Source organism: Halalkalibacter alkalisediminis (assembly GCF_028610705.1).
Classification (GTDB): Bacteria; Bacillota; Bacilli; order Bacillales; family Bacillaceae_D; genus Halalkalibacter; species Halalkalibacter alkalisediminis.
On sequence record NZ_JAQQWT010000006.1, the window covers coordinates 123,194 to 146,758 of the forward strand.

Annotated in this window: 25 protein-coding genes, 1 pseudogene and 1 riboswitch; of the genes and pseudogenes, 4 read left to right on the forward strand and 22 right to left on the reverse strand. The window is 37.8% G+C overall.

Annotated features, from left to right (window positions below; all coding sequences use genetic code 11):
* The first annotated feature begins 121 nt into the window (after positions 1-121).
* Positions 122-1,570: a 4-hydroxyphenylacetate 3-monooxygenase, oxygenase component gene (hpaB, locus tag PQ474_RS11345; protein WP_273843165.1), complete on the forward strand. Its 1,449-nt coding sequence runs from the start codon at positions 122-124 to the stop codon at positions 1,568-1,570.
* Positions 1,571-1,605: 35 nt separating this feature from the next.
* Here the strand turns inward: hpaB and PQ474_RS11350 are convergent, their stop codons facing one another.
* Complete coding sequence (locus PQ474_RS11350; protein ID WP_273843166.1) at positions 1,606-1,971, reverse strand: DUF1516 family protein; 366 nt, start codon at positions 1,969-1,971, stop codon at positions 1,606-1,608.
* Positions 1,972-2,306: 335 nt separating this feature from the next.
* Here PQ474_RS11350 and PQ474_RS11355 point away from each other — a divergent pair, with 335 nt between their 5' ends.
* A complete protein-coding gene (locus tag PQ474_RS11355) occupies positions 2,307-2,555 on the forward strand; it encodes an HPr family phosphocarrier protein (RefSeq protein ID WP_273843168.1) in 249 nt (82 codons plus the stop codon).
* Positions 2,556-2,735: 180 nt separating this feature from the next.
* Here PQ474_RS11355 and PQ474_RS11360 read toward each other — a convergent pair.
* The 5 genes and pseudogenes from PQ474_RS11360 to PQ474_RS11380 all read right to left on the reverse strand — a co-directional run.
* Positions 2,736-3,030: pseudogene (locus tag PQ474_RS11360) on the reverse strand (aldo/keto reductase); the annotation flags it as partial.
* A gap of 101 nt (positions 3,031-3,131) precedes the next feature.
* Positions 3,132-3,866, reverse strand: coding sequence for a twin-arginine translocase subunit TatC (gene tatC / locus PQ474_RS11365; protein ID WP_273843170.1), 735 nt, complete (start codon positions 3,864-3,866; stop codon positions 3,132-3,134).
* A 74-nt stretch (positions 3,867-3,940) separates the two neighbouring features.
* Positions 3,941-4,141 carry a twin-arginine translocase TatA/TatE family subunit gene (locus PQ474_RS11370; protein ID WP_273843173.1) on the reverse strand — a complete coding sequence of 67 codons (201 nt, stop codon included), beginning with the start codon at positions 4,139-4,141 and terminating at the stop codon, positions 3,941-3,943.
* A 174-nt stretch (positions 4,142-4,315) separates the two neighbouring features.
* Positions 4,316-5,950: a PhoX family protein gene (locus tag PQ474_RS11375; protein WP_273843175.1), complete on the reverse strand. Its 1,635-nt coding sequence runs from the start codon at positions 5,948-5,950 to the stop codon at positions 4,316-4,318.
* A gap of 177 nt (positions 5,951-6,127) precedes the next feature.
* Positions 6,128-6,670 carry a P-loop NTPase family protein gene (locus PQ474_RS11380; protein WP_273843176.1) on the reverse strand — a complete coding sequence of 181 codons (543 nt, stop codon included), beginning with the start codon at positions 6,668-6,670 and terminating at the stop codon, positions 6,128-6,130.
* A 95-nt stretch (positions 6,671-6,765) separates the two neighbouring features.
* Between PQ474_RS11380 and PQ474_RS11385 the strand changes: the two genes are divergently transcribed.
* On the forward strand, positions 6,766-6,984 hold the full coding sequence (locus tag PQ474_RS11385; RefSeq protein ID WP_273843178.1) for a hypothetical protein: 219 nt from the start codon (positions 6,766-6,768) through the stop codon (positions 6,982-6,984).
* Between the two features lie 207 nt (positions 6,985-7,191).
* On the opposite strand, the gene phoU is transcribed toward PQ474_RS11385, so the two are convergent.
* The 13 genes from phoU to PQ474_RS26600 all read right to left on the reverse strand — a co-directional run bounded on the left by phoU (position 7,192) and on the right by PQ474_RS26600 (position 18,531).
* The gene (gene phoU / locus PQ474_RS11390) at positions 7,192-7,845 is read right to left on the reverse strand and encodes a phosphate signaling complex protein PhoU (RefSeq protein WP_273843180.1); all 654 of its coding nucleotides are present in this window, start codon (positions 7,843-7,845) and stop codon (positions 7,192-7,194) included.
* Between the two features lie 14 nt (positions 7,846-7,859).
* The gene (pstB, locus tag PQ474_RS11395) at positions 7,860-8,690 is read right to left on the reverse strand and encodes a phosphate ABC transporter ATP-binding protein PstB (protein WP_273843182.1); all 831 of its coding nucleotides are present in this window, start codon (positions 8,688-8,690) and stop codon (positions 7,860-7,862) included.
* A 20-nt stretch (positions 8,691-8,710) separates the two neighbouring features.
* On the reverse strand, positions 8,711-9,595 hold the full coding sequence (gene pstA, locus PQ474_RS11400) for a phosphate ABC transporter permease PstA (RefSeq protein ID WP_273843185.1): 885 nt from the start codon (positions 9,593-9,595) through the stop codon (positions 8,711-8,713).
* 1 nt (position 9,596) lies between these two features.
* Positions 9,597-10,553, reverse strand: coding sequence for a phosphate ABC transporter permease subunit PstC (gene pstC, locus PQ474_RS11405; RefSeq protein WP_273843187.1), 957 nt, complete (start codon positions 10,551-10,553; stop codon positions 9,597-9,599).
* An 81-nt stretch (positions 10,554-10,634) separates the two neighbouring features.
* Positions 10,635-11,648 carry a PstS family phosphate ABC transporter substrate-binding protein gene (locus tag PQ474_RS11410; RefSeq protein ID WP_273843189.1) on the reverse strand — a complete coding sequence of 338 codons (1,014 nt, stop codon included), beginning with the start codon at positions 11,646-11,648 and terminating at the stop codon, positions 10,635-10,637.
* 214 nt (positions 11,649-11,862) lie between these two features.
* The gene (locus PQ474_RS11415) at positions 11,863-11,982 is read right to left on the reverse strand and encodes a DUF4023 domain-containing protein (protein WP_273843191.1); all 120 of its coding nucleotides are present in this window, start codon (positions 11,980-11,982) and stop codon (positions 11,863-11,865) included.
* A gap of 286 nt (positions 11,983-12,268) precedes the next feature.
* Positions 12,269-13,519 (reverse strand): ABC transporter permease, encoded by a 1,251-nt coding sequence (locus tag PQ474_RS11420; protein WP_273843193.1) that lies wholly within the window; start codon positions 13,517-13,519, stop codon positions 12,269-12,271.
* Positions 13,512-14,411 carry an ABC transporter ATP-binding protein gene (locus PQ474_RS11425; protein WP_273843195.1) on the reverse strand — a complete coding sequence of 300 codons (900 nt, stop codon included), beginning with the start codon at positions 14,409-14,411 and terminating at the stop codon, positions 13,512-13,514. The genes PQ474_RS11420 and PQ474_RS11425 overlap by 8 nt, the downstream gene beginning before the upstream one ends.
* Before the next feature lie 239 nt (positions 14,412-14,650).
* A complete protein-coding gene (locus PQ474_RS11430; protein ID WP_273843197.1) occupies positions 14,651-15,991 on the reverse strand; it encodes a TrkH family potassium uptake protein in 1,341 nt (446 codons plus the stop codon).
* Position 15,992: 1 nt separating this feature from the next.
* Entirely contained in the window at positions 15,993-16,658 is a 666-nt protein-coding gene (locus tag PQ474_RS11435) for a potassium channel family protein (protein ID WP_273843199.1), read from the reverse strand.
* Positions 16,659-16,724: 66 nt separating this feature from the next.
* A riboswitch (cyclic di-AMP (ydaO/yuaA leader) is annotated at positions 16,725-16,870 on the reverse strand.
* 63 nt (positions 16,871-16,933) lie between these two features.
* Positions 16,934-17,392, reverse strand: a complete 459-nt coding sequence (locus tag PQ474_RS11440) for a pyridoxamine 5'-phosphate oxidase family protein (RefSeq protein ID WP_273843201.1) — start codon at positions 17,390-17,392, stop codon at positions 16,934-16,936.
* On the reverse strand, positions 17,379-18,197 hold the full coding sequence (locus PQ474_RS11445; RefSeq protein ID WP_273843203.1) for a GrpB family protein: 819 nt from the start codon (positions 18,195-18,197) through the stop codon (positions 17,379-17,381). The genes PQ474_RS11440 and PQ474_RS11445 overlap by 14 nt, the downstream gene beginning before the upstream one ends.
* A gap of 211 nt (positions 18,198-18,408) precedes the next feature.
* Positions 18,409-18,531 carry a GNAT family protein gene (locus tag PQ474_RS26600; protein ID WP_390185798.1) on the reverse strand — a complete coding sequence of 41 codons (123 nt, stop codon included), beginning with the start codon at positions 18,529-18,531 and terminating at the stop codon, positions 18,409-18,411.
* A 359-nt stretch (positions 18,532-18,890) separates the two neighbouring features.
* On the opposite strand from PQ474_RS26600, the gene PQ474_RS11450 reads away from it, so the two are divergent.
* A complete protein-coding gene (locus PQ474_RS11450; RefSeq protein WP_273843205.1) occupies positions 18,891-19,784 on the forward strand; it encodes a DMT family transporter in 894 nt (297 codons plus the stop codon).
* 50 nt (positions 19,785-19,834) lie between these two features.
* Here PQ474_RS11450 and PQ474_RS11455 read toward each other — a convergent pair whose 3' ends face one another.
* From PQ474_RS11455 to PQ474_RS11465, 3 genes are all read right to left on the reverse strand, one after another.
* The gene (locus PQ474_RS11455) at positions 19,835-20,998 is read right to left on the reverse strand and encodes a GNAT family N-acetyltransferase (protein ID WP_273843207.1); all 1,164 of its coding nucleotides are present in this window, start codon (positions 20,996-20,998) and stop codon (positions 19,835-19,837) included.
* Between the two features lie 120 nt (positions 20,999-21,118).
* Entirely contained in the window at positions 21,119-21,535 is a 417-nt protein-coding gene (locus PQ474_RS11460) for a universal stress protein (protein WP_273843209.1), read from the reverse strand.
* A gap of 158 nt (positions 21,536-21,693) precedes the next feature.
* Positions 21,694-23,154: a SulP family inorganic anion transporter gene (locus tag PQ474_RS11465; protein WP_273843211.1), complete on the reverse strand. Its 1,461-nt coding sequence runs from the start codon at positions 23,152-23,154 to the stop codon at positions 21,694-21,696.
* Between the last annotated feature and the right edge of the window lie 411 nt (positions 23,155-23,565).

A 23,565-nucleotide genomic window follows, 5' to 3' on the forward strand; every position in this document is an offset into this window, starting at 1 on the left:
GAAACAACATCGCTCTATGCACAAGACCACCCTTTTTTTGCATACTCCATTTGATTTCTATGCACTTTCTTTTTGATCGTGCATATAGTAGGGAGACTCCTACAAATAAGGTGGGGATAAAATGACCATCATCACAGGAAAGCAATACACGGAAAGAATTGATCAGTTAAATAATGAAGTATGGATTAAAGGAGAGCGTGTAAACGGGAAACTCTCTTTGCACCCTGCTTTTTCAGGTATTTTAAAAAGTAAATCAGCTTTATATGATTTACAGCACCAACCAGAAACATCTGAACTTCTTACGCGCACGGATGAGTCGGGAATTTTTAACTTTGCTTTTGAGCAACCAACAACTATAGAGGATTTGAGAAAACGAAGACTTGCTACTCAACTCTGGGCAAGAAAAAGTGGTGGAACGATTGGTCGATCACCCGATTACATTAATACAGCGATCATGACCCTAGGTTCCTCTCATACTTTTTTCGATGAACCCTACAGCAAAAATGTTCAACACATCTTTAAACAAGCTAAAAAAAAGGATCTCTCCTTTACACATACATTCATTAATCCACAAGTCAATCGCTCACCACACTACCTTGAATTTTCCAATGATAACATCATTGCAGCCAAGATCATCGATGAGACAGACGAAGGCATCATCATTCATGGCGCTCGGTTACTTGCTACACAAGGTGGGTTAACAGATGAGATTCTTGTTCTTCCCGTTGGTGGGAATCAGATAGACCCTGCCTACGTTTACGCATTCGCAATCCCTTCCAACACACCTGGGTTAAAATTTTTATGTCGCGAATCGTATGCAGACACAACGGTAAGCAAGTACGACCATCCACTGACGACCCAATTTGATGAAGTCGACTCAATTGTCGTCTTTAATAAGGTACTAGTTCCATGGGACCGCGTCTTTTTATATCAAGATTTAACCGCGATAGGGAAAATTTATACAGAACCTAGTGTCAACATCCTGTTACTATTTCAAGCCGTTTGTCGGCAAGTCGTAAAAACGGAATTTCTCCTCGGAGTAAGTGAAGCTCTTGCCACGATGATCGCCATAACCGATTATCAACATATCCAAGAAAAAATCTCAGAGGTCATTATCACGCTTGAAATTATGCAATCCCTCCTTCACAAAGCTGAGGCTGAGGCGCAACTCAATCGTTTCGGAACGATGATTCCTGATGCAAACCCCTTAATGGTTGCTTCTAGTTACTATCAGAAAACATATCCTCGCCTCGTTGAAATTCTTCACTTACTTGGTGCAAGTGGCTTCATATCCTTGCCCACGGAAAAAGATTTTGATTCAGAAATTGGAAAGGACTTAGATCAATATTTACAGGCTAAAAATGCACCTGCAAAAGAGAGAGTACAACTATTTAGATTAGCATGGGATTTAACGATGAGTTCGTTTGGATCTAGACAAACTCAATATGAACGTTTCTTTTTTGGAGATCCCATTCGCTTGGCATCATCTCTTTATCAATCTTATGATAAAACCACCTATACTCAACAGGTTTCGAACTTTCTCCATCCAGAAACCAAAGAAAAAAACTAGCTAGAGAAAACCTCCGGCTAGTTTTTTTCATCTAATTAAAAACGAATCACTTGTAGACCAAGTAACACAACTACTACAAGCACTACAACAAATAATCCCCAATACATCGGAGCTTTTGCACCAATTGTTCCTTTTTTTGTTTTAACAAGAATCATTTCCATTGCATAAATAAGAACAATCGCCAAGATCCCTTTTATCACATAGAGTAGAGCAAAATTCCAGATAGTCATTAAAAGCACTACACCTGAAAAAATCATGATGACGTAAAATAACCGCAAAATCATATGTAGAATTTTAGCACCTTTGCTGACACCCATTTTGATTAAAATATACGTGATGACAAATAACAAGATGGTCACATACCACGAATCACCGTGAGCTGCAGACATAGCATTAATCATAAGTAGACCTCCTTTTAAAAAATAGCATTCTGCTCTATTATAATCTAAAATCGTCGGAAGTAATAACGAGAAGCGTTAACAATTTTCAAACAAAGCATTCGAGAAACCACATACAGTAACTGCCATACATTTCTATAGGAGGAAACCTCTCTAACTAACAGAAATTTTTGCATTCCCCCTATATACTAATGGTAAGAACCATTTCAGATCTTAACTAAAACCTTACAAATCCTTAACCTAGTAGCCACTCCTCTTTGATATGATGGGTTCGTGAAGTAGTTCACTAAAATCACCAATAATCATTAAAGATAAAATATGTAAGTGGAGGCGATCACATGGAATTAACAACACATTGCTTACTCTCAGACAATTTGAATCGGGATAAAGTTTTTCAATTAGTAAATGTGGCAAACAAATTTGACAGTCATATTTTGATTGAGTTGAATCGGAGGAAATTTAATGCAAAGAGTTTGCTTAGTGTTGGAGTTTTGCATGGAGCAAACGGAATGATCTCCTTTCATGCCAATGGTGATGACTCTGAGACAGCTCTCACTGAGTTAAAAAAAGTATGCATAGAGTCCTAGTTTCAACAAAGAAAGAAAACATTGAACGTGTCTACTGAGAAAGGGGTTATCCCTTTTTCCGTAGACTTCATTTAATTTGCCTGTAGTGCTTGCTTCTTGTTCTAACTTCTCTTTTATCATAGTGGTCATTAAAAAAAATGACACTATGTATGCTCTTTTCATATGGTCCCCTAATGCTCTAGCTTGTAAATTGCTCTCAGCCGGTTTCAATGTTTTAAACCCAGGTATCACACAACTTACCTCCTCCTGATCTAAAATCCAACGAAGAGAGCCATTGGCCATTGATTCTCTACTAGTTCAATCCATTTCAGCTTTTCACTTAGCTGAACACCTTTCTCAAATTCAAGACCTGCAAATGTCTCACCTCCATTAAAAGCTTAACCATTACGCTTGAAATTTCGATGATCGCTGCAAAGAACGATTGCTTTGTAAATTTGCCCGTTAAAAGTCCGCTTACTAACGACAATCTAGCTAGCTATTTGGCTAGTATGGAATGATTATAGATGTGTTAAGTAATGAGCGGTCACAATAAAAAGAAGAAGACTCCCGATTTGGACACGGTGTCTTCCTCTTTTCTTAAGTATGTAAATCAAGTGCTATTGACTTAACTTGATTTCGTTTAAAAATAAACTTTGATAAAACGACACTACACTCATACAGCAAGATTAACGGGATAATGACTAATACATCTGATAAAAAGTCAGGTGGAGTAATCAAGATGGAAACTACAATAAGAATAAAGTAGGCATACTTCCGTGATTTCTGTAACACGTACGGATTAAGGATCCCAAGACTCGTTAAAAACATAATCACAACCGGTATTTCAAACAAAAACCCAAAAGGAAGCGTCATTTGCATCATAAATTGAAAATACTTTTCTGTCGTATAAAACATCTCAAATAAGTCGCCTGCTAATGAAACAAGGAAATTTAAGATAATAGGAAACAAAACAAAATAACCAAAACTAATTCCCATAATAAATAATAAAAATAAAGCAGGTATGTAGGCAAGTGTCACTTTTCGTTCTCTATCATTTAGAGCAGGTCTCACAAATAGCCAAACTTGGTATGCTGCAATTGGGATCGTGATGGCAAGAGCAAAAACACTGGCAATTTTTAAGTAAACCCAAAGGATATCACTTGGGCCTAATACTGCTAATTTAGTAGGTAGGTCTTTGACTAAGAACGAATAAATTTTATCAACAAAAACGAAAGCGGCTATTAAAGAAACAAAAAAAGCAGCAAGCGTTAGTATCATTCTCTTTCTCAATTCATCAAGATGATCAACGAGCTGAAACGCCTTTTCCTCCATTTGAACACTCCCTTACTTCTCTCATGAAAAAAGAAGATGCAAGCTAAGTGGAGACACTTACATCCTCTTTCGATTTAAACCGTTTTTTCTTTCTTCACCGTTTGAGCATCTTCCTTACTCGTCTCATCGCTCATAATCTCATTGGTCGAGCGTTTAAATTCGCGTAGTGTTTGTCCAAAAGCTCGTCCAATTTCCGGAAGCTTTGAGGGCCCAAAGATAATGAGGGCGATGACTAATACAAGGATTAAACCTGGAATACCGATGTTTTGTAGCATATTTGAATCTCCTTTCTTGGAGAATTTTCTTAGCTTACCTTTTTCAAGATTGCAAGGGCTTCTCTTGCTGCGCGCTTTCTAAGATCTTCCGTTAAGTAAGGCTTAAAAACATGCAGCGGTTTCGCTGATTGCACCCAAGCTTATTTAAACGTTCAACCTTTTTTGAACAAACTCTTAAAAACCTTTAATTGCGACAACAGATGGTCGCGGCATCGTATCGCCTTTGCGGTGAGGCCACTTACTTGTTAGATCATTCAGGCTAGGTGACCGTTCGCCTGGATGCTGCACAGCTAGGAACAATGTCTTTTGATTTGGGGTAAACCATGGGCCTGTCAATTCTGATTCAACAGGACCAGAAGCAAATTGGAAGGCTTGTCCTTTGTCTTTACCTGTCGTTGGGATAACGAACATTCCATTGTTTTTGAAAGGTTCATACGTTCCCTTATTTAAGCTACTAGTTGAAATATCTGTGACTGTCCATAAGTTTCCATGGCGATCGAAGTCTAAGTTATCAGGTGCGCTGAATCCACTTTGCGTACCACCAGCTGCAAATATTTCATAAGTGAATGTTAAAGACCCTAAATCAGCATCGGTCTCAAAGAATCTAGTAATATGTCCATGGAAATTCCCTTTACTCGTGTTATTTGTATGAGCAATAAAAATGGAGTTATCTATAGGACTAATTTCTACGTCTTCCGGTCGGTCTGTTGGGGTTGCCCCTAGGAGTATCGCCGCATCATGAGTATGAACAAGGACATCCGCTTGCGTTTGGTATTTGTTTAGTAATTCTTGATTCCCTTTCGCAGCTTCACGTACGGCATCTATCGTTAACGCAATCCAAACTCCCGCTTCCATATCGGCTGCATATAAAGTTCCCTCTTCTAGAAGCTTGGAATTTTCCTTTCCTTTCGCTTCATTGAATTTGCCTTTACTAATATATTTATAGACACAAGCACCCGCTTTATCATCACCAGAATAAACAACGACACGGCGATCCTTTGATAACCCCATGGCACAGTTTTCATGGTGAAAGCGTCCCAAAGCTGTATGTTTACGCGGCTTGAAATACTGATCGTTCTTATCAAAAGGATCCACTTCAACGACCCAACCATAATGGGTCGTATCTAACCCTGCTCTGTTAACTGTCGTTTCCCAGTTTTCTTCACAAGATAGAACGGTATCCCAAAGTGTAGCTCCACCTGAACAGTTCGCAAACGTTCCTTGAACTTGAGTTGCACCATTAACAGAAGGCGTGCCTTTTGACGGACCCGTTAACTGGAACGTTGCAAGACCCGAAATTCGACGAGCATATTTAGATGTTGGATCCATTTTCCATTCTTTCGTATTAGGCTCTTGGTACACTTCAATGATAGATAATCCCTGGTTGTAAAGTAGAGCTTCAATTTGTTTTGGCGTATAGCTAGCAACAACCGGTCCCTCTACAAATAATGGATTGGTATATTCATGATTAACAAGTAGAAGTCCACGGCTGCTTCCTTTGATTGGTAGATACATCGTAAAATCACAGTTAAATCCAAATGTATCTCCTTTTTGATTAATCACATCACCATATGCAGCAATGACATCATATGTATAACCCTCTGGAAGAACAAGCTCATCTGCAGTTGTCGGTGCGATTGGGGTGAAATCAATTTTTGATGCTCTGTTTTCATATCCGAATAAGCTATCTCGGCCCTTGTCAGCTGCTGCTACTTTTGGAGCAAGTGCCCCGAGTCCTGTTGAAGCTACTGTTAAAGCCGTCATGCCTGTCCCAACATACGTTAAAAACTTTCTGCGATTTACGTCCATCTTTTCCACCTCAAAGTATGATTTATGTATTGCTCTTACAAGGATATATTACATATTGATTGTTAATACTGTTCGGTGAATCTGTAAGTTTATTGTTAACATATGTAAAAATTGTAAATAGCAATAGAGCATCAACATTGAATCTATTGAGCGCAAAAAAAAAACGCTTATTTATCGTTAGACGTTTTCTCTGTATTCGGCACTTATATTCGCTTTTAACCCTTTTAAATATTGTTTCATTTCTTTGTTATTTCTTAATAAGACAATGTTCTTTTCTGTACGTAACGTGTCCAATCTAGTCCTCATCATTTTCTTACGAGAAAAATAAGTCGTGCAAATAAACGTAAGAAATGGAAAGTCTAGCTTTTCTGGACAGCCTTCGCCCATGTCTGGCCGCGTTTTACCATGATTCAGTATTCTTCGCTTCAATACTCGAAACAAACATATCATTAAATGTGGTTCAATATAAATGATTGTATCTGCTCTGCCTACTCGAATGTCGTAAGTATGGCTATAGTTTCCTTCTATGATCCATTCGTTCAATGTCACAATCTCCTCTTGATTAGCCACAAATTCTTCTAAAGATGCTTCTATCCAATTAGGTTTCCAGTATAACGTATCTAGGTGGTAAACGTTTATCTCTAGTAATTCGCCTAACTTACGGGCAAATGTCGACTTCCCAGCTCCAGCTGAAACACCCATTACCATGATTCTATTCAACTTTATCCCCCTATCTTTTAGCACTTTCTATTTTCTACTCTATTACGTGTTTTATTTTTATGAAAAGTGGTAGACATTTATTAAGAGGTGATTATATGTCAAACGAGAATAGAAATCCAAATCCCTCCAATGACCGGAAGAATTTGGACCACCCAGAGCAATATCCAACAGATAAGAAAAGTTTATTTGACCAATTTGAAAGTCAACAACACGTCGATCCGATCCCTATGGAAGATTTAAAACAAGAACTGCGCGACGAAAAAAACAAGCATAAATCAAAAAATGATTCTTCAAGTGCACAGAAGTACAAATAGTCTTAACCCCCTACCAGATCGAGTGCTAGGTCCTTCATCTGGTAGGGCAATCAAACCGAATTGACAGCCGTTTATTTTCTATCGATGAAATACTAAATTAAATTCGTGAATTCAAAAAAGAATAAGGTACCCAAAGCCTTAGCCTTTGTAGGTACCTTTAGAGGATATCCTATACAAATTAGTACTTGCAACACCTTTATTGTCGTATTAGTTCAAATCAAAATGCTTTCCATTGACCTCATACACAACCCACTCAGCAATGTTTGTCGCATAATCGGCAATCCGTTCAATATATCGACCTATGAAAGCAAGCTGTGTGACTTGGTCGACTTCAATGTAGGCATCATCTAATTTAAACAGTTCACGAATTAACTCACCATACAAACTATCCACTTTATCATCCATCATCGCTATTTTTTGAGCTAGTAGGATATCAGTGTTTTTAAACGCTTGTAATGATTGATGAATCATCTCTTCGGCAATCGTAAACATACCTAGAATTTTCACTTGAAAAGTTAGAAGACTGTTCTGTTTGATTCGCTTAGATTGTTTAGCGATATCAACGACTAAATCTGCCACTCTTTCTAAATCACTTGAGATCTTCAACGCAACGATCAACTTCCGTAAGTCAGTGGCAACGGGTTGTTGCCTTGAAATCAGTAGAGTGACCTGATTGTGCATGCCGAGTTCTAACTGATTAATTTCATAGTCGTGGCTAATAATGTGTTCCATTGCGTGCATATCGGAAGAAGTAAAAGCTTGCATCATATCATGTAGCACTTCCTCAATACGCTCACCCATCTCGAGGAGCTGTTGCTTAACTAAATCTAGTTGAGAATGAAAACTTTCACGAACAGCCATATTGACTACACCTCTTACCCGAAGCGACCAGTAATATAATCTTCCGTACGCTTATCGGTTGGATTAGAAAAAATCATATCCGTACTATCAAATTCAACAATTTCTCCATTTAAGAAGAAAGCTGTTTTATCTGAAATACGTGCAGCTTGTTGCATATTATGTGTTACGATGATAATCGAGTAATTCTTTTTTAATTCTTGAATTAACTCTTCTACTTTTAATGTTGATTTAGGGTCAAGTGCCGATGTCGGTTCATCCATTAAAATGACATCAGGCTCAATCGCTAAACAACGGGCGATACAAAGGCGTTGCTGCTGTCCACCTGATAATCCATAGGCATTTTCGTGAAGGCGTTCTTTAACTTCATCCCAAATCGCCGCGCCGCGAAGACTACGTTCCACAATCTCGTCTAGGATTTTTTTGTTTCTAATCCCGTGAATTTTCGGTCCATATGCGACATTTTCATAGATCGACTTAGGAAAAGGATTAGGCTTTTGAAAGACCATACCGACTCGAGTTCTTAAGTCTTCCACTTGATACGATTTATCCAGGATGCTTTTTCCTCTGTACATAATATCACCCGAAATTTTTACAATCGGAACGAGCTGGACCATACGATTAAGTGTTTTAATATATGTTGATTTCCCACAACCAGAAGGTCCGATAATCGCTGTTACCTCATTTTCATAAATCGAAAGGTTGATGTTTTTTAATGCATGATCTTTTCCATACCATAAATTTAAATCCTTAGTATCATAGACCACTTTTTTAGCGGTTTGAGCATCTTTTGAAGGATGACCATTTAAATCAAACTCCACCTCTGTTTTTGGCGAAACAAGCCCCATCACTTATACCCCCTAAATTTTTAATATCTTTGCTGAAATTTATTTCGAATAATGATTGCAATAGAATTTAATAAGAATAAAACAACAAGTAGCACAATGATTGTAGCTGCAGCCAAATTGGCGTATTCAGCTACTAAAGCAGCATCGATCGTCCAATAATAAATCTGCATTGGTAAGATCGTAAACCGATCCATTAAACCACTAGGAAACGGAATTAATAATGCTGGAATCCCGATTACAACAAGCGGAGCCGTTTCTCCAATCGCACGTGATAACGATAAAATAGCACCTGTCAAAATCCCAGGTAAAGCGGCAGGCAGAACGATATTTTTAATCGTTTGCCATTTCGTCGCTCCCATCCCGTAAGAAGCTTCACTTAAATGACTAGGAACAGCACGAATCGCTTCTTGACTGGCGACTACGACGATTGGTAAAACTAAAAGCGCCATGGTTAAACCACCAGCTAAAACGACATTTCCTAATTCCATCGTTCTTACGAATACGGTAAGGCCCAAAAGTCCAAATACAATAGAAGGGACTCCCGCTAAATTTGAAATGTTCGTTTGGATAAACGAGTGAAGACGACCTTTTTTCGCATAAGATTCTAAATAGATAGCTGTTCCTACACCTATGAACATCGTAACTGGAGCTACGACAACCATAAGCCACAACGTTCCAAGGACTGCTCCCATAATCCCAGCTCGATCTGGGTTGTTTGATAGTTTACCTGTTAGAAAATCAACATTAATCCAGCTAATTCCTTGCGAAACCACTCGTGCAATTAACACAACTAGTACAATTAGACCGAATAAAGTAGCTAATAAGAAAAGTGATTTAGCTATTTTATTGGTTACTAAACGTGTGTTCATTTTTTTCTGGACTTGAACGGTATCTACATATTTCATCTTAATATTCCTCCCTAAATCTGCGAGAAATATATCTAGCAAATAAATTCATGAAAAAGGTAAAAACGAATAAAGTTGCAGCAACAGCGTATAAGCTATAGTATATAGTCGAACCAGCAGGAGCGTCCCCACCAGTTACTTCAACAATATATGCAGTCATTGTCTGCATAGATTGGGTAATGTCGAAAGTGAAGTTTTTGGTACTTCCACTTGCAATCGTTACAATCATGGTTTCCCCAATCGCACGTGAAATTCCAAGCACAAATGAAGCGATAATTCCAGACATTGCAGCTGGAATAATGACTTTTCCGGTTACTTCTAGCTTTGTCGATCCTAACGCTAAAGCACCTTCCCTCATTGAGTTCGGTACAGAACTCATTGCATCTTCTGATAGCGAGGCTACCATTGGAATAATCATGATTCCCATGACAATTCCAGGACTTAAAATATTTGTTGCCTGTAAACTTGGAATCCATTCTCTTAAAATCGGTGTGACAAACGTTAAAGCAAAAAATCCATAAACAATGGTTGGAATCCCAGCAAGAATTTCTAGTATAGGTTTCACTAGTCTTCTAACCTTATCTGTTGCATATTCACTTAAATAAATGGCAGTCATAAGACCAATTGGTATGGCGACAAACATAGCTATTACGGAAGAAATTATTGTTCCTGTTAAGAGTGGTAGAACGCCAAACTCAGGATTCTGACTTAAAGGCTTTAAAATAGTTCCTGTAAAAAAGTCAATTAAAGGTACTCGTTGAAAGAACTCAATCGTTTCTGATAATAATGTGTACAAAATTCCTATTGTGGTCAGTATCGAAATGCTTGCTATAACTAAAAGGAGCTTCGGCATGATCTTTTCTATTATATTCCGAAAGTTCCTTGAGCTTTTCTTCTCTGCAATCATCTCTCTAACGTTAACAGCGTTCCCCTTACTAACTGCGCTGTTTGTTTCCATCACTTGGAGCACCCCTTTGCTAGTAACTACATGAAGAGGATGAGGTACAATGAAAGCCCTCATCCTATTAACTTTAATGGTTTATTTCAATCCCTCTAAGAATTCTACATATTCTTGAAGTTCTGCTTCTGGTAATGGTGCAAATCCAGTTTCTCCAGCAAATACATCTGAATGATTTGCAACAAATAGAGCAAAGTCTAAAACTTGTGGCTTTGCTTTAGCCATATCTACATTCAAGTAAGTGAATACAGGACGTGTAAACGGAGCATAGTCAGCATCTTCACCAATCGTTTCAAGACTTGGTTCTACAGGACCATTTCCAAAATCAACTTTTACTGCTGCTAATTTATCTTGGTTGTTTACGTAGTAACCGAAACCAAAGAATGCGATTCCGTTCACATCTTCAGATACTAAGTTTACAAGAGTGGAGTATTCTTGTTGAAGGTTAACTCCATCAACTAAATCTTCTTTTTCAAGAATGCTTTCATAGAAAAACTCATACGTACCGTGGTTTTCGTTAGGACCCATTGGGTGAATTTCTTCATCTGGGAATTCTGGACGAAGGTCAGACCATTTTGTCACTCCACCATCATGCTTGAAAATACGGATTAATTCTTCTTGCGTTAAGTCAGTTGCCCAGTCATTTTCTTTATTGATGACGAATGTTAATCCGTCTAATGCCACTTTCATTTCTTTTACTTCGAAACCTACTGCATCAGCCTCTGCTTGTTCTTCGTCTTTAATGTGACGAGAAGCATTATTGAAGTCCGTTCCATTTTCTACTAAAAACTTACCAAACCCGGCGCTTGTACCAGCACGGCTTACTTCAACTGAAACATTTTCTTGTTCTGTAATCATATATTCTTCAGCTAATACGGACATTAACGGATAAACTGTACCTGAACCGTCAACGACTACACTTCCTTCTAGAGTAGTGACTTCTTCAATTTCTTCTGAGTCTGTGTTTTCTGCAGGTGCCTCTTCAGTCTCTGTGTTTTCTGATCCGGCTGACTCTTCTGTACCGCCTCCACACGCTGCTACAAGCACCATGATTGCTGCTGTTACTAGGAACAATAAATACTTTTTCAAATTCACTGAATTGTCCTCCCTTTTCTCTAGAAAAAAATGATTTGTGTTAAGGTTATCCCTCTCACAATTGCTAGTATAGTAGAGGAATGTTAAGGAGGTATGGTTGTAATGTAAAACTTTTGTAAAGGCTTGTCGAACCCTGTGCTATATTAGATTCCTGGCATAAATGGGCATAAAAAAGCAACCATCTAGTACTAGATGATTGCTTTAAGAGTTGATCTTAATGTTGTTTATTCGGTAGTTTTTGATCTGGGTTTCCTTTTCCTTGACGTTTTTTATTGCGCTCGTCTTTTTCTTGCTTATCATGAAGCTTTTCGACAAACTCATGCGTATTATCCATTGATCGTCCCCCCTTTGGTTGCTGTTATGTTTTCCAACTTAAGAAAAAATGATTCGTAAGACCAACTTATTTTTTATTGTATTCAATCTAGAAGCAAGTAATAGTCGCTATTTATTAAGGTGGACATGTAGACAAAAATCGTCGACTTGTTCATGGACATACATGCCGCTACTCTCTTCAAACCCTTCTGTTTTTTCGTTTGAGCGGACAGATGTCCGCTCAACTCCTCATCTCTCCCTGAAACGTCAAAAGAAGAGGAGCAAGACCAGCCTCCTCTTCTTTCCACTTACTTTTTCGTTAAATCGATTGCTTTCTTAATATCTTTAAATGAATTAGATTGACCATACATAAGGACCCCACCACGGTACACTCTTGCTCCAAAAACGGCTAGTGCTACAATCCCTATAAGTAATACAGTTATTCCAAGAATCGGCTCTATCGGTGAAAGGTTAAGCATCCCTACTCGCAAGAACATAACCATTGGTGTAAAAAATGGAATGTAGGATGTCACCGTAATAAAGGTTGACTCAGGTGCCCCTAAGCCGAACATCGAAATAAAGAAACCAATCATCACTAAGAAAACTAATGGCAGAATCATTTGCTGGACATCTTCAATACGACTGACGACCGAACCAAGTAAAGCTGCTAGAGTTGCATACATAAAGTAACCTAATATAAAGAACAACAATGCATAAATAATGACAGTAGCCGAAAGGTCACCAAAACCAAAAAACTGTAAAAACCCTCCTGTCAGTAAATCTTGACTGTTGCTAATAGCAAAATAACCCACTAATAAGAGTACCGTCATCTGTGTTAAACCGACTAGCCCAATTCCAATAATCTTAGCAAACATTTGTTTTACAGGTGAAACACTAGAAATTAAAATTTCCATGACACGAGAAGATTTTTCTGTCGCAACCTCCGTAGCAATCATACTCGCATACATAATAACAGAAAAGTAAATAAAGAAAAGGAGGACATAGACGATACCTCTTGCTTGATTTAACTCTTCTTCTGATTTGGCACCTTCAATAATGGCTTCATTTGTAAATGAAACGGGAGCATTTAGTATTGCTAACTGATCCATCGATAAATCCAATTCACTTGCTGCTAACGTTAATTGAATTTGTTGTAGCGAAGCTTGTAGACTAGCGGTCACTTGATTACCTGTAAGTGTTGTAGATTTAAAGACCGCTTCAGGAAAGCCGTCATCTCCCATTGTTATAAGCAAGATCCCCCTGTAGGTCCCCTCTTTTACTTCTAATTCCAGTGTCTCAATCGGTTCAGTGATTGTCACTAACTCAATATTGTCATTTATGATCGCAAGTTCTTCTTGTAAGAGAGGGAGGATCCTTTCTGTTTCATCGATCACGACCACTTGCTCCGGCTGATCATCGCCACTGAAGACTTGGATAATCGATTCAATATTAGACATGACTAAAATACCAGCAGCAATAATAAGAGTTGAAATAATAAATGACTTTGCTTTTAACTTAGTGAAATAGGCATGAGAAAGCATAATCCAAAAATTATTCATATGAAGCACCTACCTTTTCAATAAAAATATCATGCAAGGAAGGGTCTTCTAACTCAAATTTTCTTACGAAGCCTTTTGAAGCAACTTGATTAAAAACCTCTTTCGCAACTGCTTCTGATTCTACTTGTAATCGTACACCTTCAGTTGTGAACGTTAAACGAGGTATTCCCTGTATTCCTTTTAAGAAATCAAGTTCAAAATCTGCGTGAATAGATATGTTTTTCTTACCGAAAGACCGTTTAATTGTTTTCAAATCGCCGTGAACAACGGGTGCCCCTTTATGCATAATACATAAGTGCTCACACAACTCTTCGACATGCTCCATCCGATGACTGGAAAATACAATGGTTGAACCACTTTCTTTAATATTCTTCACCGCTTCTTTCAATAGCTCCACATTGACTGGGTCTAATCCACTAAAAGGTTCATCTAGTATAAGTAATTTCGGTTTATGTATAACCGCTGCAATGAATTGAATTTTTTGTTGATTCCCCTTTGATAACTCTTCTATTTTCTTATTTCTATATTCGGGTACTTTAAATCGCTCAAGCCACCGATCCAATTCTTTTAGAATTTCTTGTTTCTTCATACCTCTTAACCTAGCAAGGTACACAATCTGGTCACTGACTTTCATTTTTGGGTAAAGCCCGCGTTCTTCTGGAAGATATCCAATTTCCGGTGTGGTCGAATAATTAATCGGGCGACCATTCCACGTAATCGTTCCACCCGTTTGATCAATTAATCCTAAAATCATTCGAAATGTAGTCGTCTTTCCTGCTCCATTCGCTCCTAAAAAACCAAACATCTCTTTTTCCGGAACCTCCAGCGTTAATTGATTCACTGCTGTAAAGGAGCCGAATTGTTTAGTTACGTTATTTAATATTAAAGCCATTCACTCTTCACATCCTTTTCAAAAACGTCTTTTAATCTACGCGCTAACTCTCATAAATGTTTCATCATATGGTAAGAATACTATTAACTTAACATAAATTCCCAATTTTTTGGAGTCTTCCTGCATAAAAAAACTTGGCTATAATAACCAAGTTTTTCGGCGAGTCTTCTAAATATTAAATATTTCGTTGATTTCATCTTGTATTTCAAAGACCAGTCTATTCTGTCTAGAGCACTCCACTACCCTGTAAAAACCTCTCCATCTGGATATCGGATATTTGCTTTTTGCGTTCTTGCAAGGGAAAAAGCTAGTGTTAACGGACCGATTCGTCCAATAAACATTAAGACAATGATAAACTCTTTTCCTAGATCAGTTAGATCCGCTGTTAAGCCCATTGATAAGCCAACGGTTCCAAAAGCAGAAAAGACTTCAAAGACAATCATTAGAAATGGAGCCTTTTCCGTGATTGATAAGGCCAGAATCATAATAAATACAACAAGAAGACTGATGATTACAATGGCCAAAGAACGAATAATGACCTGATTTTTAATAGTACGGTTAAACACAACCGTTTCGTTTCTTCCCTTTAAAAACATCCAAACCGCCATGACAATGACAATAAACGTTGTTAGCTTAATTCCACTTCCTGTTGACGCACTCCCCGCTCCAATAAACATTAACAAACACATGAAAACAATTGAACCTGGATTCATGCTACCAATATCTAAAGAATTAAATCCAGCTGTTCTTGTCGTAACAGCCTGAAAGTACGAAGCCCAGAGCTTATCACCAAAGTCTAATGAGGCTAAAGTGGCTGGATTGGTATACTCAGCCGTTAATATAAACAACATGGCGATTACATTAATGGCAAGAGTCCCTATTAGCATGAGCTTGGTATGAAACGACAATTGATGAAAATGTTTGCTAAACCATAAATCGGCTAATACGGTAAAACCAATTCCACCCGTGATAAACAGTAGTGTAATAATAAGATTAACTACAGGATCACCAACATAGCCCATTAAACTATCAGACCATAAGGAAAAACCAGCATTATTAAAGGCTGATACCGCATGAAAGAGACTTGTATAAATTCCAAATGCCCAACCATACTCTGGCACCCAACGAAAGGACAGTAAAACAACAGCAATAGCTTCCATCAAAAAAGCAAAAATGAATACTATTTTGACGAGCCTTATGACGCCGCCAATCGATGTTTGATTTAGAGCTTCTTGAACTAACATCCGCTCTTTTAGTCCAATCTTTTTACCTAAAATTAATACAACTAAAACAGCAAATGTCATCAAACCAAGGCCGCCTATTTGAATTAAAATCATGATAACCACTTGACCAAAAACAGTAAAAACAGTTCCTGTGTCGAATACCACGAGACCTGTAACGGTTGTAGCAGACGTTGCTGTGAACAAAGCATCCATCCAGCTAATAGGCATTGTCGTTGAAATAGGTAATTTTAATAGTATGGTACCTACCACAATAGCGATCAGAAAACTGATCGCTAAAATTTGCGGTGGAGACATTTGTAATTTCCGGTTAAGCAAGCCTTTTCTGTCATGTAACATCTTACATACCTTCATCCTCAAAGCGCTTCAAATCATTTTTGTGGCCGATCACGATCAACAGATCTTTCTCGTTAATAATTTCAGTTGGCAACGGCGATACATTTACAGCTTCTCCCCGTTTAATCGCTAAGATCGTACACCCATATTTAGCACGTACATCTAAATCAATAAGTGACTTTTTATTAATTTTAGGAGTTGCTAGTAACTCGACGATGCTATATTCATCCGACAGTTCAATATAGTCTACAATCTTCTCCGATGTTAAATGTTGAGCAATTCGAATTCCCATATCTTGTTCAGGGTGAATAATTCGATCAGCACCTATTTTTTCTAATACTTTATGATGGTAAGAATTTTGTGCTTTCACCCATACATTAGGAACATTCATTTCCTTGAGCAGCAGCGTTGTTAGGATACTCGTTTGAATATCATCACCGATGGCAACAATCACAAATTCAAAATTTCTAACTCCTAATGATTGCAACGCCTTTTCATCTGTTGTATTCGCTATAACGGCATGCGTCGCAAATGATGCAAACTCATTCACTTTCGCTTCATTGACGTCAATGGCCAAAACTTGATGCCCCATTTTGTATAGTTCCTTGCAAATGCTTCCTCCAAAACGTCCTAGTCCAATTACAGCGAATTGCTTATTTTTTTTCGCCATGTTCCCCACTCCTCTGTCCAAAGAAAAAAAAGACCATTCCAAAGAAATGGTCCATAAAAAGACCCTTCTCTCGATAATGAACGCTTACGAGGTTAGCTGTCGGATTAGGGACTGAGAGTATCCCTTCTTACATAGTAAGATTCACCCCAAGGCAAATAATCATGCCTATGTTGGTTCCCCCGCTCTAAAATCAGATTAAGCGAATAAAGGTATGCGTATTTAGTTGCTACAGAAAATTTACTCCTTTTTCTAATTCTTGTCAATCTGTCTTTTACCTATTTATTAAATGAATTGGATGGAGTAAAGGATTGATCACGGATGACAACAGTATCTGGAAAAAAACAAACAAGTTGGTTTTGGTCATTTAACTGTTTAAATCTCGGGTCCCAATTTTCCTCATTTGAGCCTACATAACGAGTTAATAATCGCTTAGCTAATGCCTGATCAAAAGGCTCAACCGTTGAGCTCCCGCGAAAACCTGCATGCAAAACTTTCCCAGTCAAATGAACAAAATCAACAATCCCGATTGCACACTTCGAGTGTTTCTCTACCCTTCTAGAAAAACGATCATAGCTAGGGTCAGCAATCATCCAAATACATCCTTTCTCCCAATGGAACCAAAGCGGAGAGTCTTTCGGCATATCATCTTCAACCGTTGCAAGATGAGCAAACAATGGCTTACGCAAAAATTCCTCTAAGTCAAAAGCACGACTTCTATCCTTAAACACCCTCATTATAAACTCCTTTTTCACTTTCTCTTCGATACACTTTCATTTCCCGCTCGTTGTAAAGGTTTTTTTTGACTTGACGTTTTTCTTCCTGTAAGTAGAAACCGTAATCTACTAAAGTGTCACCTACCGTTTGGGGACAATGACGATCAACCTGAATCGTTAAGGTCATTTGTTGAAGAGAATCATCTTTCATTATCTGTTCAATTAACTCTAACAGCTCTAAACGATCTAAATGAAACGTATCTTCAATTTGAACACATTGATCCCCTCTTACAAACTTCACCTTATCATAAATCTCTAACTGTTTAGAAAGTACCTGATATTCCTTAGTAGCAAATATTTGATGAAAGAAATCGGCTTTTTCTTTTCGATAAGCTTCCATTTCCTTCCCTTCATACTTTCGCTTCAGCTCGTTATATAATTGGATATACGTCGGATTCCCTTTAAAAAATTCCGTTACTTTCCAAAAATGATCAATTCCAGAATGCTTTACAGTTAATTGAACGCCTAATGGAAGTTGTTCATCCATTTTCTCAAACGCACAAAAATAGGATGTTTGAAAACTCCCCCTATTCAACTCATATAGCCCGAGTAAAGCTACTCTAGCCCTATTAAACTGCTTGTCTCCTACCCTTACTTGGAGATCAACATCTCCTTTTGTTAATAACCCTTCTGTAGCGGTACTTCCTATATGTCTAATCTCTACGCCTGGAATGCACGTTTGGATGAGTTGTTTGTGTTTCTGAATAACTTTATGTGCAGCCTCCCTAAACGTCTCTTGTTGAAAGAATGTAACTATTTCACTCATCAGGGAGTCCCCCCTTTTCATTTTAAAAGTGATGCTCTTTTAAGTAGTATATGACGAAACCTTCTTAAATTTTGACACTTACTATTCATTTCCTTCTAATTCGATGTATCCCAAAGTTGTTTTATTTACTTTTACAAACTATATTCAAAGAAACATTTGCATTCCTGGCCCCTCTATTGGTCTAACAGAAAACCATGCTTCGTGTAGAAATTCATTTTTCCTTTTGCACAAGATAGTTAATTCCATTCATTCCACTTTGCTTGAAATTTCCTATAAGAGTTTTCAATATGTAACTGCCTATCCCTAGTTTTTGATAATCGGGACCGACCATCATATCTCTGATAAATGATTGATAATCTCCATCAGAAATCACTCTGCCAAAGCCCACTAACTTAATTAAACATATCTACTTGAACCCAGCCTGTTGTTTGATACAGTTCAAAGAAATTTCCTTAGCGGGCAAAGTTGTGGCATATCTATATTCAAATCTTCCTCCACTCTCATCCCACCTGCCTTTGTTCATCGAACCTTACACGATAGTTACAAATATATCACATGAAAATATGCCAATAAAAGGTACTAATTCTTAATAAAACCTATTCAATAGCTAGCACTAAGAATATAATAACAAGAGTAAAATACTTCTTCAGTTCTACACAAAAGAGATAGACGGGTTCATTTTAGGGGGAACACATGAGTCATACACAGAGAGGACATGTTTTTAATCTACTATCCGTTTTAGCCGTCGCGATTGGTCCCTTACTCTCCAAATTTGGTTTATTACAAATTTCGCCTGCAAAAGCTGCGATGATTAATGCGCTAACGATTATTATTGCTAGCTATTTGCTCGGCCTATTCACAAAGAAAAGAGTACAGTTTTATTTTAAAAAAGATATGTTATTGTTAGCTCTTTTTAATTCACTAGGCGTGATTTTTTTATTTGTTAGTATGGACTTACTGACACCTGTTGAAATAGGATTCATCGGCCGGTTTTACACCGTATTTGCCGTTTTGTTATCTGTTTTTATTTTAAAAGAACGACTTTCACGAAGAGAAATTATTTTTATTGTGCTTGCCATAGCCGGCGTTTTTTTATTTGTTGAAAAAGGTGGTAATTATCAAGCCCATTTACTCGGCAGTGTAATCGCCATTCTCTATACTTTTTTCTTTGCTTTAACCAATGTCTTTATCAAAAAAACCTTATCAGAAAACAGAACGTCCAACTCTATTCTGTTTACAAATAGCTGTACCACTTTAGTGTTCATTACTATTTACGCTTTGATTTCGGGGCAGTTATTTGATGGTCATTATCCACTAGAAGCAGTGGGCTATATTGCGGTCTCTTCGCTCTTTTCGGGTTTTATTGGTACGATTTTCTTATATGAAGCCTTAAAGTATTTACGCTTTTCAATTGCAAATGTATCGAGAGCTTTTAGTCCCGTTTTGCTTGCGATCATTTCGTTTCCGTTTTTCCCGATTGAACTGACTATCCAAAATACAACTGGGGCTATCATTTTGATTGTTTCGATTTTACTGTTGTCTTTAGGAAACAAAAAAGAGGAATCGAAAGAAGCTGGAGGAACGTAATCCGTTACACCAGCTTTTTATTGAATCATTCGGTCTGCTGTAATTGTAATCTAAAAGAAATCATAAAAAAATGGTTTCCTATGAGGAATCATCAGTTCTAGCTTGTTCAATTCTACTTCCGTGCTTTGGATATGATCAATCTTAGCCAACTCTTCTGGTCTTTGATAGCCAAATAACATAGCCGTTAGAGCATTGATAGAGAGCTTAATCACCTTTTCTTCCTCAACCTGATCTTGCTCTAGAATAGAAATTCCACTCTTCCCCACTAAGAAGCAGTGATTGTTCCAAGGTGCATACACATCGGTGACTTCTAAAACCACATTATCACTCTGATTGCTCCAATTAAAAGAATACTCACTTAAGAACATCTCAACATCCACAATTCGAGCCATAAAATAAGGGGTGACCTCTCTTTTCACTCTTGGTTCTTTCAAAGAAAACAAAAGTGGCTCTCTTTCATATGTAATCAATTCAAGTTCATTGATCATAGAATCATGCTGACAAATATAATTCCAAAGCCCTCTTTTGGCTTCTGCGTTCAGCGATACCATTTCTTCTACTTTCATTTTCTTTTCTATAACCGTGTAAATAAGGTAACCTGTTGCGTTCTCAGCAGCATCATAGTAGATCGCCACTTGCTCATCTTTTACAACCTTATCCCACCAATCCTGATCTCGGACCAACATGCCCGTAAACTTGATTGCGTATTGTTCGTAAATTTCTGCTAAAACATGAATAGGTGGCTCTTTCGAATAGCGTCTCATTTTTCCTTGCGTTTCATTGTCGAACCTTAAATCTGACTTAGCCATCGTTACGGTCAGCTTATCTGAAAAAAGCTCCCACCCATACTCCCTGTAAAAGGGAACAGAAAATGGATACAGCATGGATACACTGTAATGCTCTTCTTTCATCTGTTTGAGTATATGAATAAGCATCTCTTTTACATAGCCTTTTCTACGATGTTCTGGATAGGTTGCAACACCGGCAATTCCTCCCATTTTGATTTCTTTTTTGTTCATGTAAATAGTTAATGGTAGAAAATGAAGCTTGGCCACTAATTGATCTTCTTCTATAATTCCTATTAATTCATGGTGTTTTTTTAATCGTTCAAGACGTTCGGCCATTTGGTCTTCTGTTACTTTGTATTGAAAGGCGTATTCGGATAAACGAATGGCTTCAACGTATTTATCTTCATCTAATCGTACAATAGTCAACTCTTCAACTCCCTTTTGCCCTTATTAACAATCCCTAGTAACTTCTTGGTTTAAATGCTTGACTCCTCTTATTTAGGATAAAAAAGGATGAGCGTCAATGAACACTCATCCTCTCACTTATTATTTTACAATTAAGACAGGTACTTCCACACGCTTAGCAATCTTATGACTGACACTACCTAGCACCATCGTCTGCAACTTGTTCAACCCTCGGCTCCCAACAACAACACAATCATAGTTGCCTTTATTGGCAAAATCAACGATTGCAGGTCCTGGATCGCCATGAATCATGTGCACTTGATAAGAAATACCATCCTTTTCTAACAATTCTACAACGGGAGCTAGCTTCTCTTTACGCTTTCTTTCCACTTCATACTTGCTTTGATAGGCTAGTACATCAGACTTTGATGTTGATCCGTCAATGGAGTAGATAAGATCAACGTTTGACTGATGTAACTTCGCTAAAGCAATAGCTTTCTCAGCAGCACGAATGGAATGTGAAGAACCATCTGATGCTAGTAAAATATTTTTAAACATAGGTGGACCCCCTTATGTATAGATTCTTATTAGCTTCATGTTAATCAACTAATGCACTCTTGTAAAGCTGTTCTTATAAACTTCTTATTAATGTTTCGTTCGCTCTCTATTAGAGTACAAAAAACGAGCAGAAGATTTCATCTCCTGCTCGTTTTTTATTAATGACCAGATGCTTTCGATAACCCACCTATTCGGTCTTTTAGCTTTTCACTTTCAGAGTTCAGTCCAACAAATTCAACAGTAATCCCGCTTTGTTCAAACTTACTTTCTATTTTGTCTAATGCACCAATCGCTGAATCATCCCAAAGATGAGCATTTGAAAGGTCAATCTCAACGCTCTTTACATCTTCTTTGTAGTCAAATTTGTTCACAAAGTCAGTAACTGATGCAAAGAAGATTTGACCATGAATTTTATATACCTGTTTATCTAAGTGATTGATGTAGCTTTTTTCTACATGAACCTTTGAAATTTTTGCAGCAAAGAAAATGGCACTTAATAATACCCCTGCAAAAACACCAATTGCTAAGTTATGCGTAAATACAACTGTCGCAACGGTAACAACCATTACAATTGCATCCGTTCGTGGTAACTTATGGATGTTACGGACAGAGCCCCAATCAAATGTACTGAATGCGACCATGAACATAACACCTACTAATGCTGCCATAGGAATTTGAACAACGAGTCCACCTAATACTAATATTAAGAACATAAGGAAGACCCCAGCAACTAATGCAGATAATCGACCATTACCGCCTGATTTTACATTAATAACTGACTGACCGATCATCGCACAACCAGCCATTCCTCCAAAGAATCCTGATACAATATTGGCAATCCCTTGTCCACGGCTTTCTTTATTCTTATCACTCTCTGTATCTGTCATATCATCAACGATATTAGCCGTTAAGAGCGATTCAAGTAAACCAACAATGGCTAAAGCCAATGAATAAGGAAGAATAATCATTAAAGTTTCTAGATTTAAAGGAATTTCAGGGATTAAGAACATAGGTAACGCTTGAGTCAATGCTCCCATATCGCCTACTGTACGAATATCAATTCCCATAAAGATTACAACTGCTGTAATTAACACAATTGCCGCTAGTGCTGAAGGTACAGCTTTTGTAATTCTCGGTAATCCGTAAATGATAAATAGCGTTGCAGCAACTAGAGCAAACATGATCCATGTAGCGCCCTCAAATTGCTCGAACTGAGCCATGAAGATTAAAATAGCTAACGCATTAACGAAACCAACCATGACCGAACGTGGGACAAATTTCATAATCCTTGCTAGCTTAAACACGCCAAATAGAATTTGGAACACACCCGTAAGGATGGTTGCAGCAAGTAAATACTGCAGACCATGATCAGCTACAAGAGTTACCATTAATAGCGCCATTGCACCTGTTGCGGCAGAAATCATCCCAGGACGACCACCTACAAAAGCAATGGCTACGGCGATACAAAATGAAGCATAAAGCCCAACCATTGGATCTACACCCGCAATGATCGAAAAGGCAATCGCTTCTGGAATGAGCGCAAGAGCAACGACAAGTCCGGCCATTACGTCGCCTCTCACATTTCCAAACCATTCTTGTTTAATAGATTGAATATTCAATCTAACACCTCTTTCCATATTTAGTTTTTTATTCGACTTTTGACTCTCACAAAAGTCGGGGTCCGTTGTTAACAAAGGTATCTTACCATCATCTATAAAAACTTCAAACCACCATGTAAGCGTATATCATCATTGCAAATCTCTTAAAACCTATTATTTTCTCTCATATTCTCTTCTTTCAGTAAAATAGTCATAAAATCTCCTAGACTTAATGTTGCAATTACACTAAATCAAATGAATGTTTAGAAAATAACTCTTGTTTTATGCTCTTGGAAATACAACCCAAAAAGGGGCATCACGAATGATACCTCCTTTTCAATTAATGTCCAGCTGGCTTCGCTAAACCTATTCTCTGAATAAGCTGCAGACTTTGTTCATTCACTCGTAGGTCCGATACCTGGTTTGCTTAGA

Coding starts and splice junctions, on each gene's coding strand:
- PQ474_RS11430 (WP_273843197.1), bottom strand. CDS start 15,991: ATGTTACATGACAGAAAAGGCTTGCTTAACCGGAAATTACAAATGTCT.
- PQ474_RS11425 (WP_273843195.1), bottom strand. CDS start 14,411: ATGGCTTTAATATTAAATAACGTAACTAAACAATTCGGCTCCTTTACA.
- PQ474_RS11420 (WP_273843193.1), bottom strand. CDS start 13,519: ATGAATAATTTTTGGATTATGCTTTCTCATGCCTATTTCACTAAGTTA.
- phoU (WP_273843180.1), bottom strand. CDS start 7,845: ATGGCTGTTCGTGAAAGTTTTCATTCTCAACTAGATTTAGTTAAGCAA.
- PQ474_RS11415 (WP_273843191.1), bottom strand. CDS start 11,982: ATGGATAATACGCATGAGTTTGTCGAAAAGCTTCATGATAAGCAAGAA.
- PQ474_RS11385 (WP_273843178.1), top strand. CDS start 6,766: ATGTCAAACGAGAATAGAAATCCAAATCCCTCCAATGACCGGAAGAAT.
- pstA (WP_273843185.1), bottom strand. CDS start 9,595: ATGAAATATGTAGATACCGTTCAAGTCCAGAAAAAAATGAACACACGT.
- PQ474_RS11445 (WP_273843203.1), bottom strand. CDS start 18,197: ATGAGTGAAATAGTTACATTCTTTCAACAAGAGACGTTTAGGGAGGCT.
- hpaB (WP_273843165.1), top strand. CDS start 122: ATGACCATCATCACAGGAAAGCAATACACGGAAAGAATTGATCAGTTA.
- PQ474_RS11460 (WP_273843209.1), bottom strand. CDS start 21,535: ATGTTTAAAAATATTTTACTAGCATCAGATGGTTCTTCACATTCCATT.
- PQ474_RS11370 (WP_273843173.1), bottom strand. CDS start 4,141: ATGCTACAAAACATCGGTATTCCAGGTTTAATCCTTGTATTAGTCATC.
- PQ474_RS11450 (WP_273843205.1), top strand. CDS start 18,891: ATGAGTCATACACAGAGAGGACATGTTTTTAATCTACTATCCGTTTTA.
- PQ474_RS26600 (WP_390185798.1), bottom strand. CDS start 18,531: ATGATGGTCGGTCCCGATTATCAAAAACTAGGGATAGGCAGTTACATA.
- PQ474_RS11355 (WP_273843168.1), top strand. CDS start 2,307: ATGGAATTAACAACACATTGCTTACTCTCAGACAATTTGAATCGGGAT.
- pstB (WP_273843182.1), bottom strand. CDS start 8,690: ATGGGGCTTGTTTCGCCAAAAACAGAGGTGGAGTTTGATTTAAATGGT.
- PQ474_RS11440 (WP_273843201.1), bottom strand. CDS start 17,392: ATGAGGGTGTTTAAGGATAGAAGTCGTGCTTTTGACTTAGAGGAATTT.
- pstC (WP_273843187.1), bottom strand. CDS start 10,553: ATGGAAACAAACAGCGCAGTTAGTAAGGGGAACGCTGTTAACGTTAGA.
- tatC (WP_273843170.1), bottom strand. CDS start 3,866: ATGGAGGAAAAGGCGTTTCAGCTCGTTGATCATCTTGATGAATTGAGA.
- PQ474_RS11350 (WP_273843166.1), bottom strand. CDS start 1,971: ATGATTAATGCTATGTCTGCAGCTCACGGTGATTCGTGGTATGTGACC.
- PQ474_RS11375 (WP_273843175.1), bottom strand. CDS start 5,950: ATGGACGTAAATCGCAGAAAGTTTTTAACGTATGTTGGGACAGGCATG.
- PQ474_RS11435 (WP_273843199.1), bottom strand. CDS start 16,658: ATGGCGAAAAAAAATAAGCAATTCGCTGTAATTGGACTAGGACGTTTT.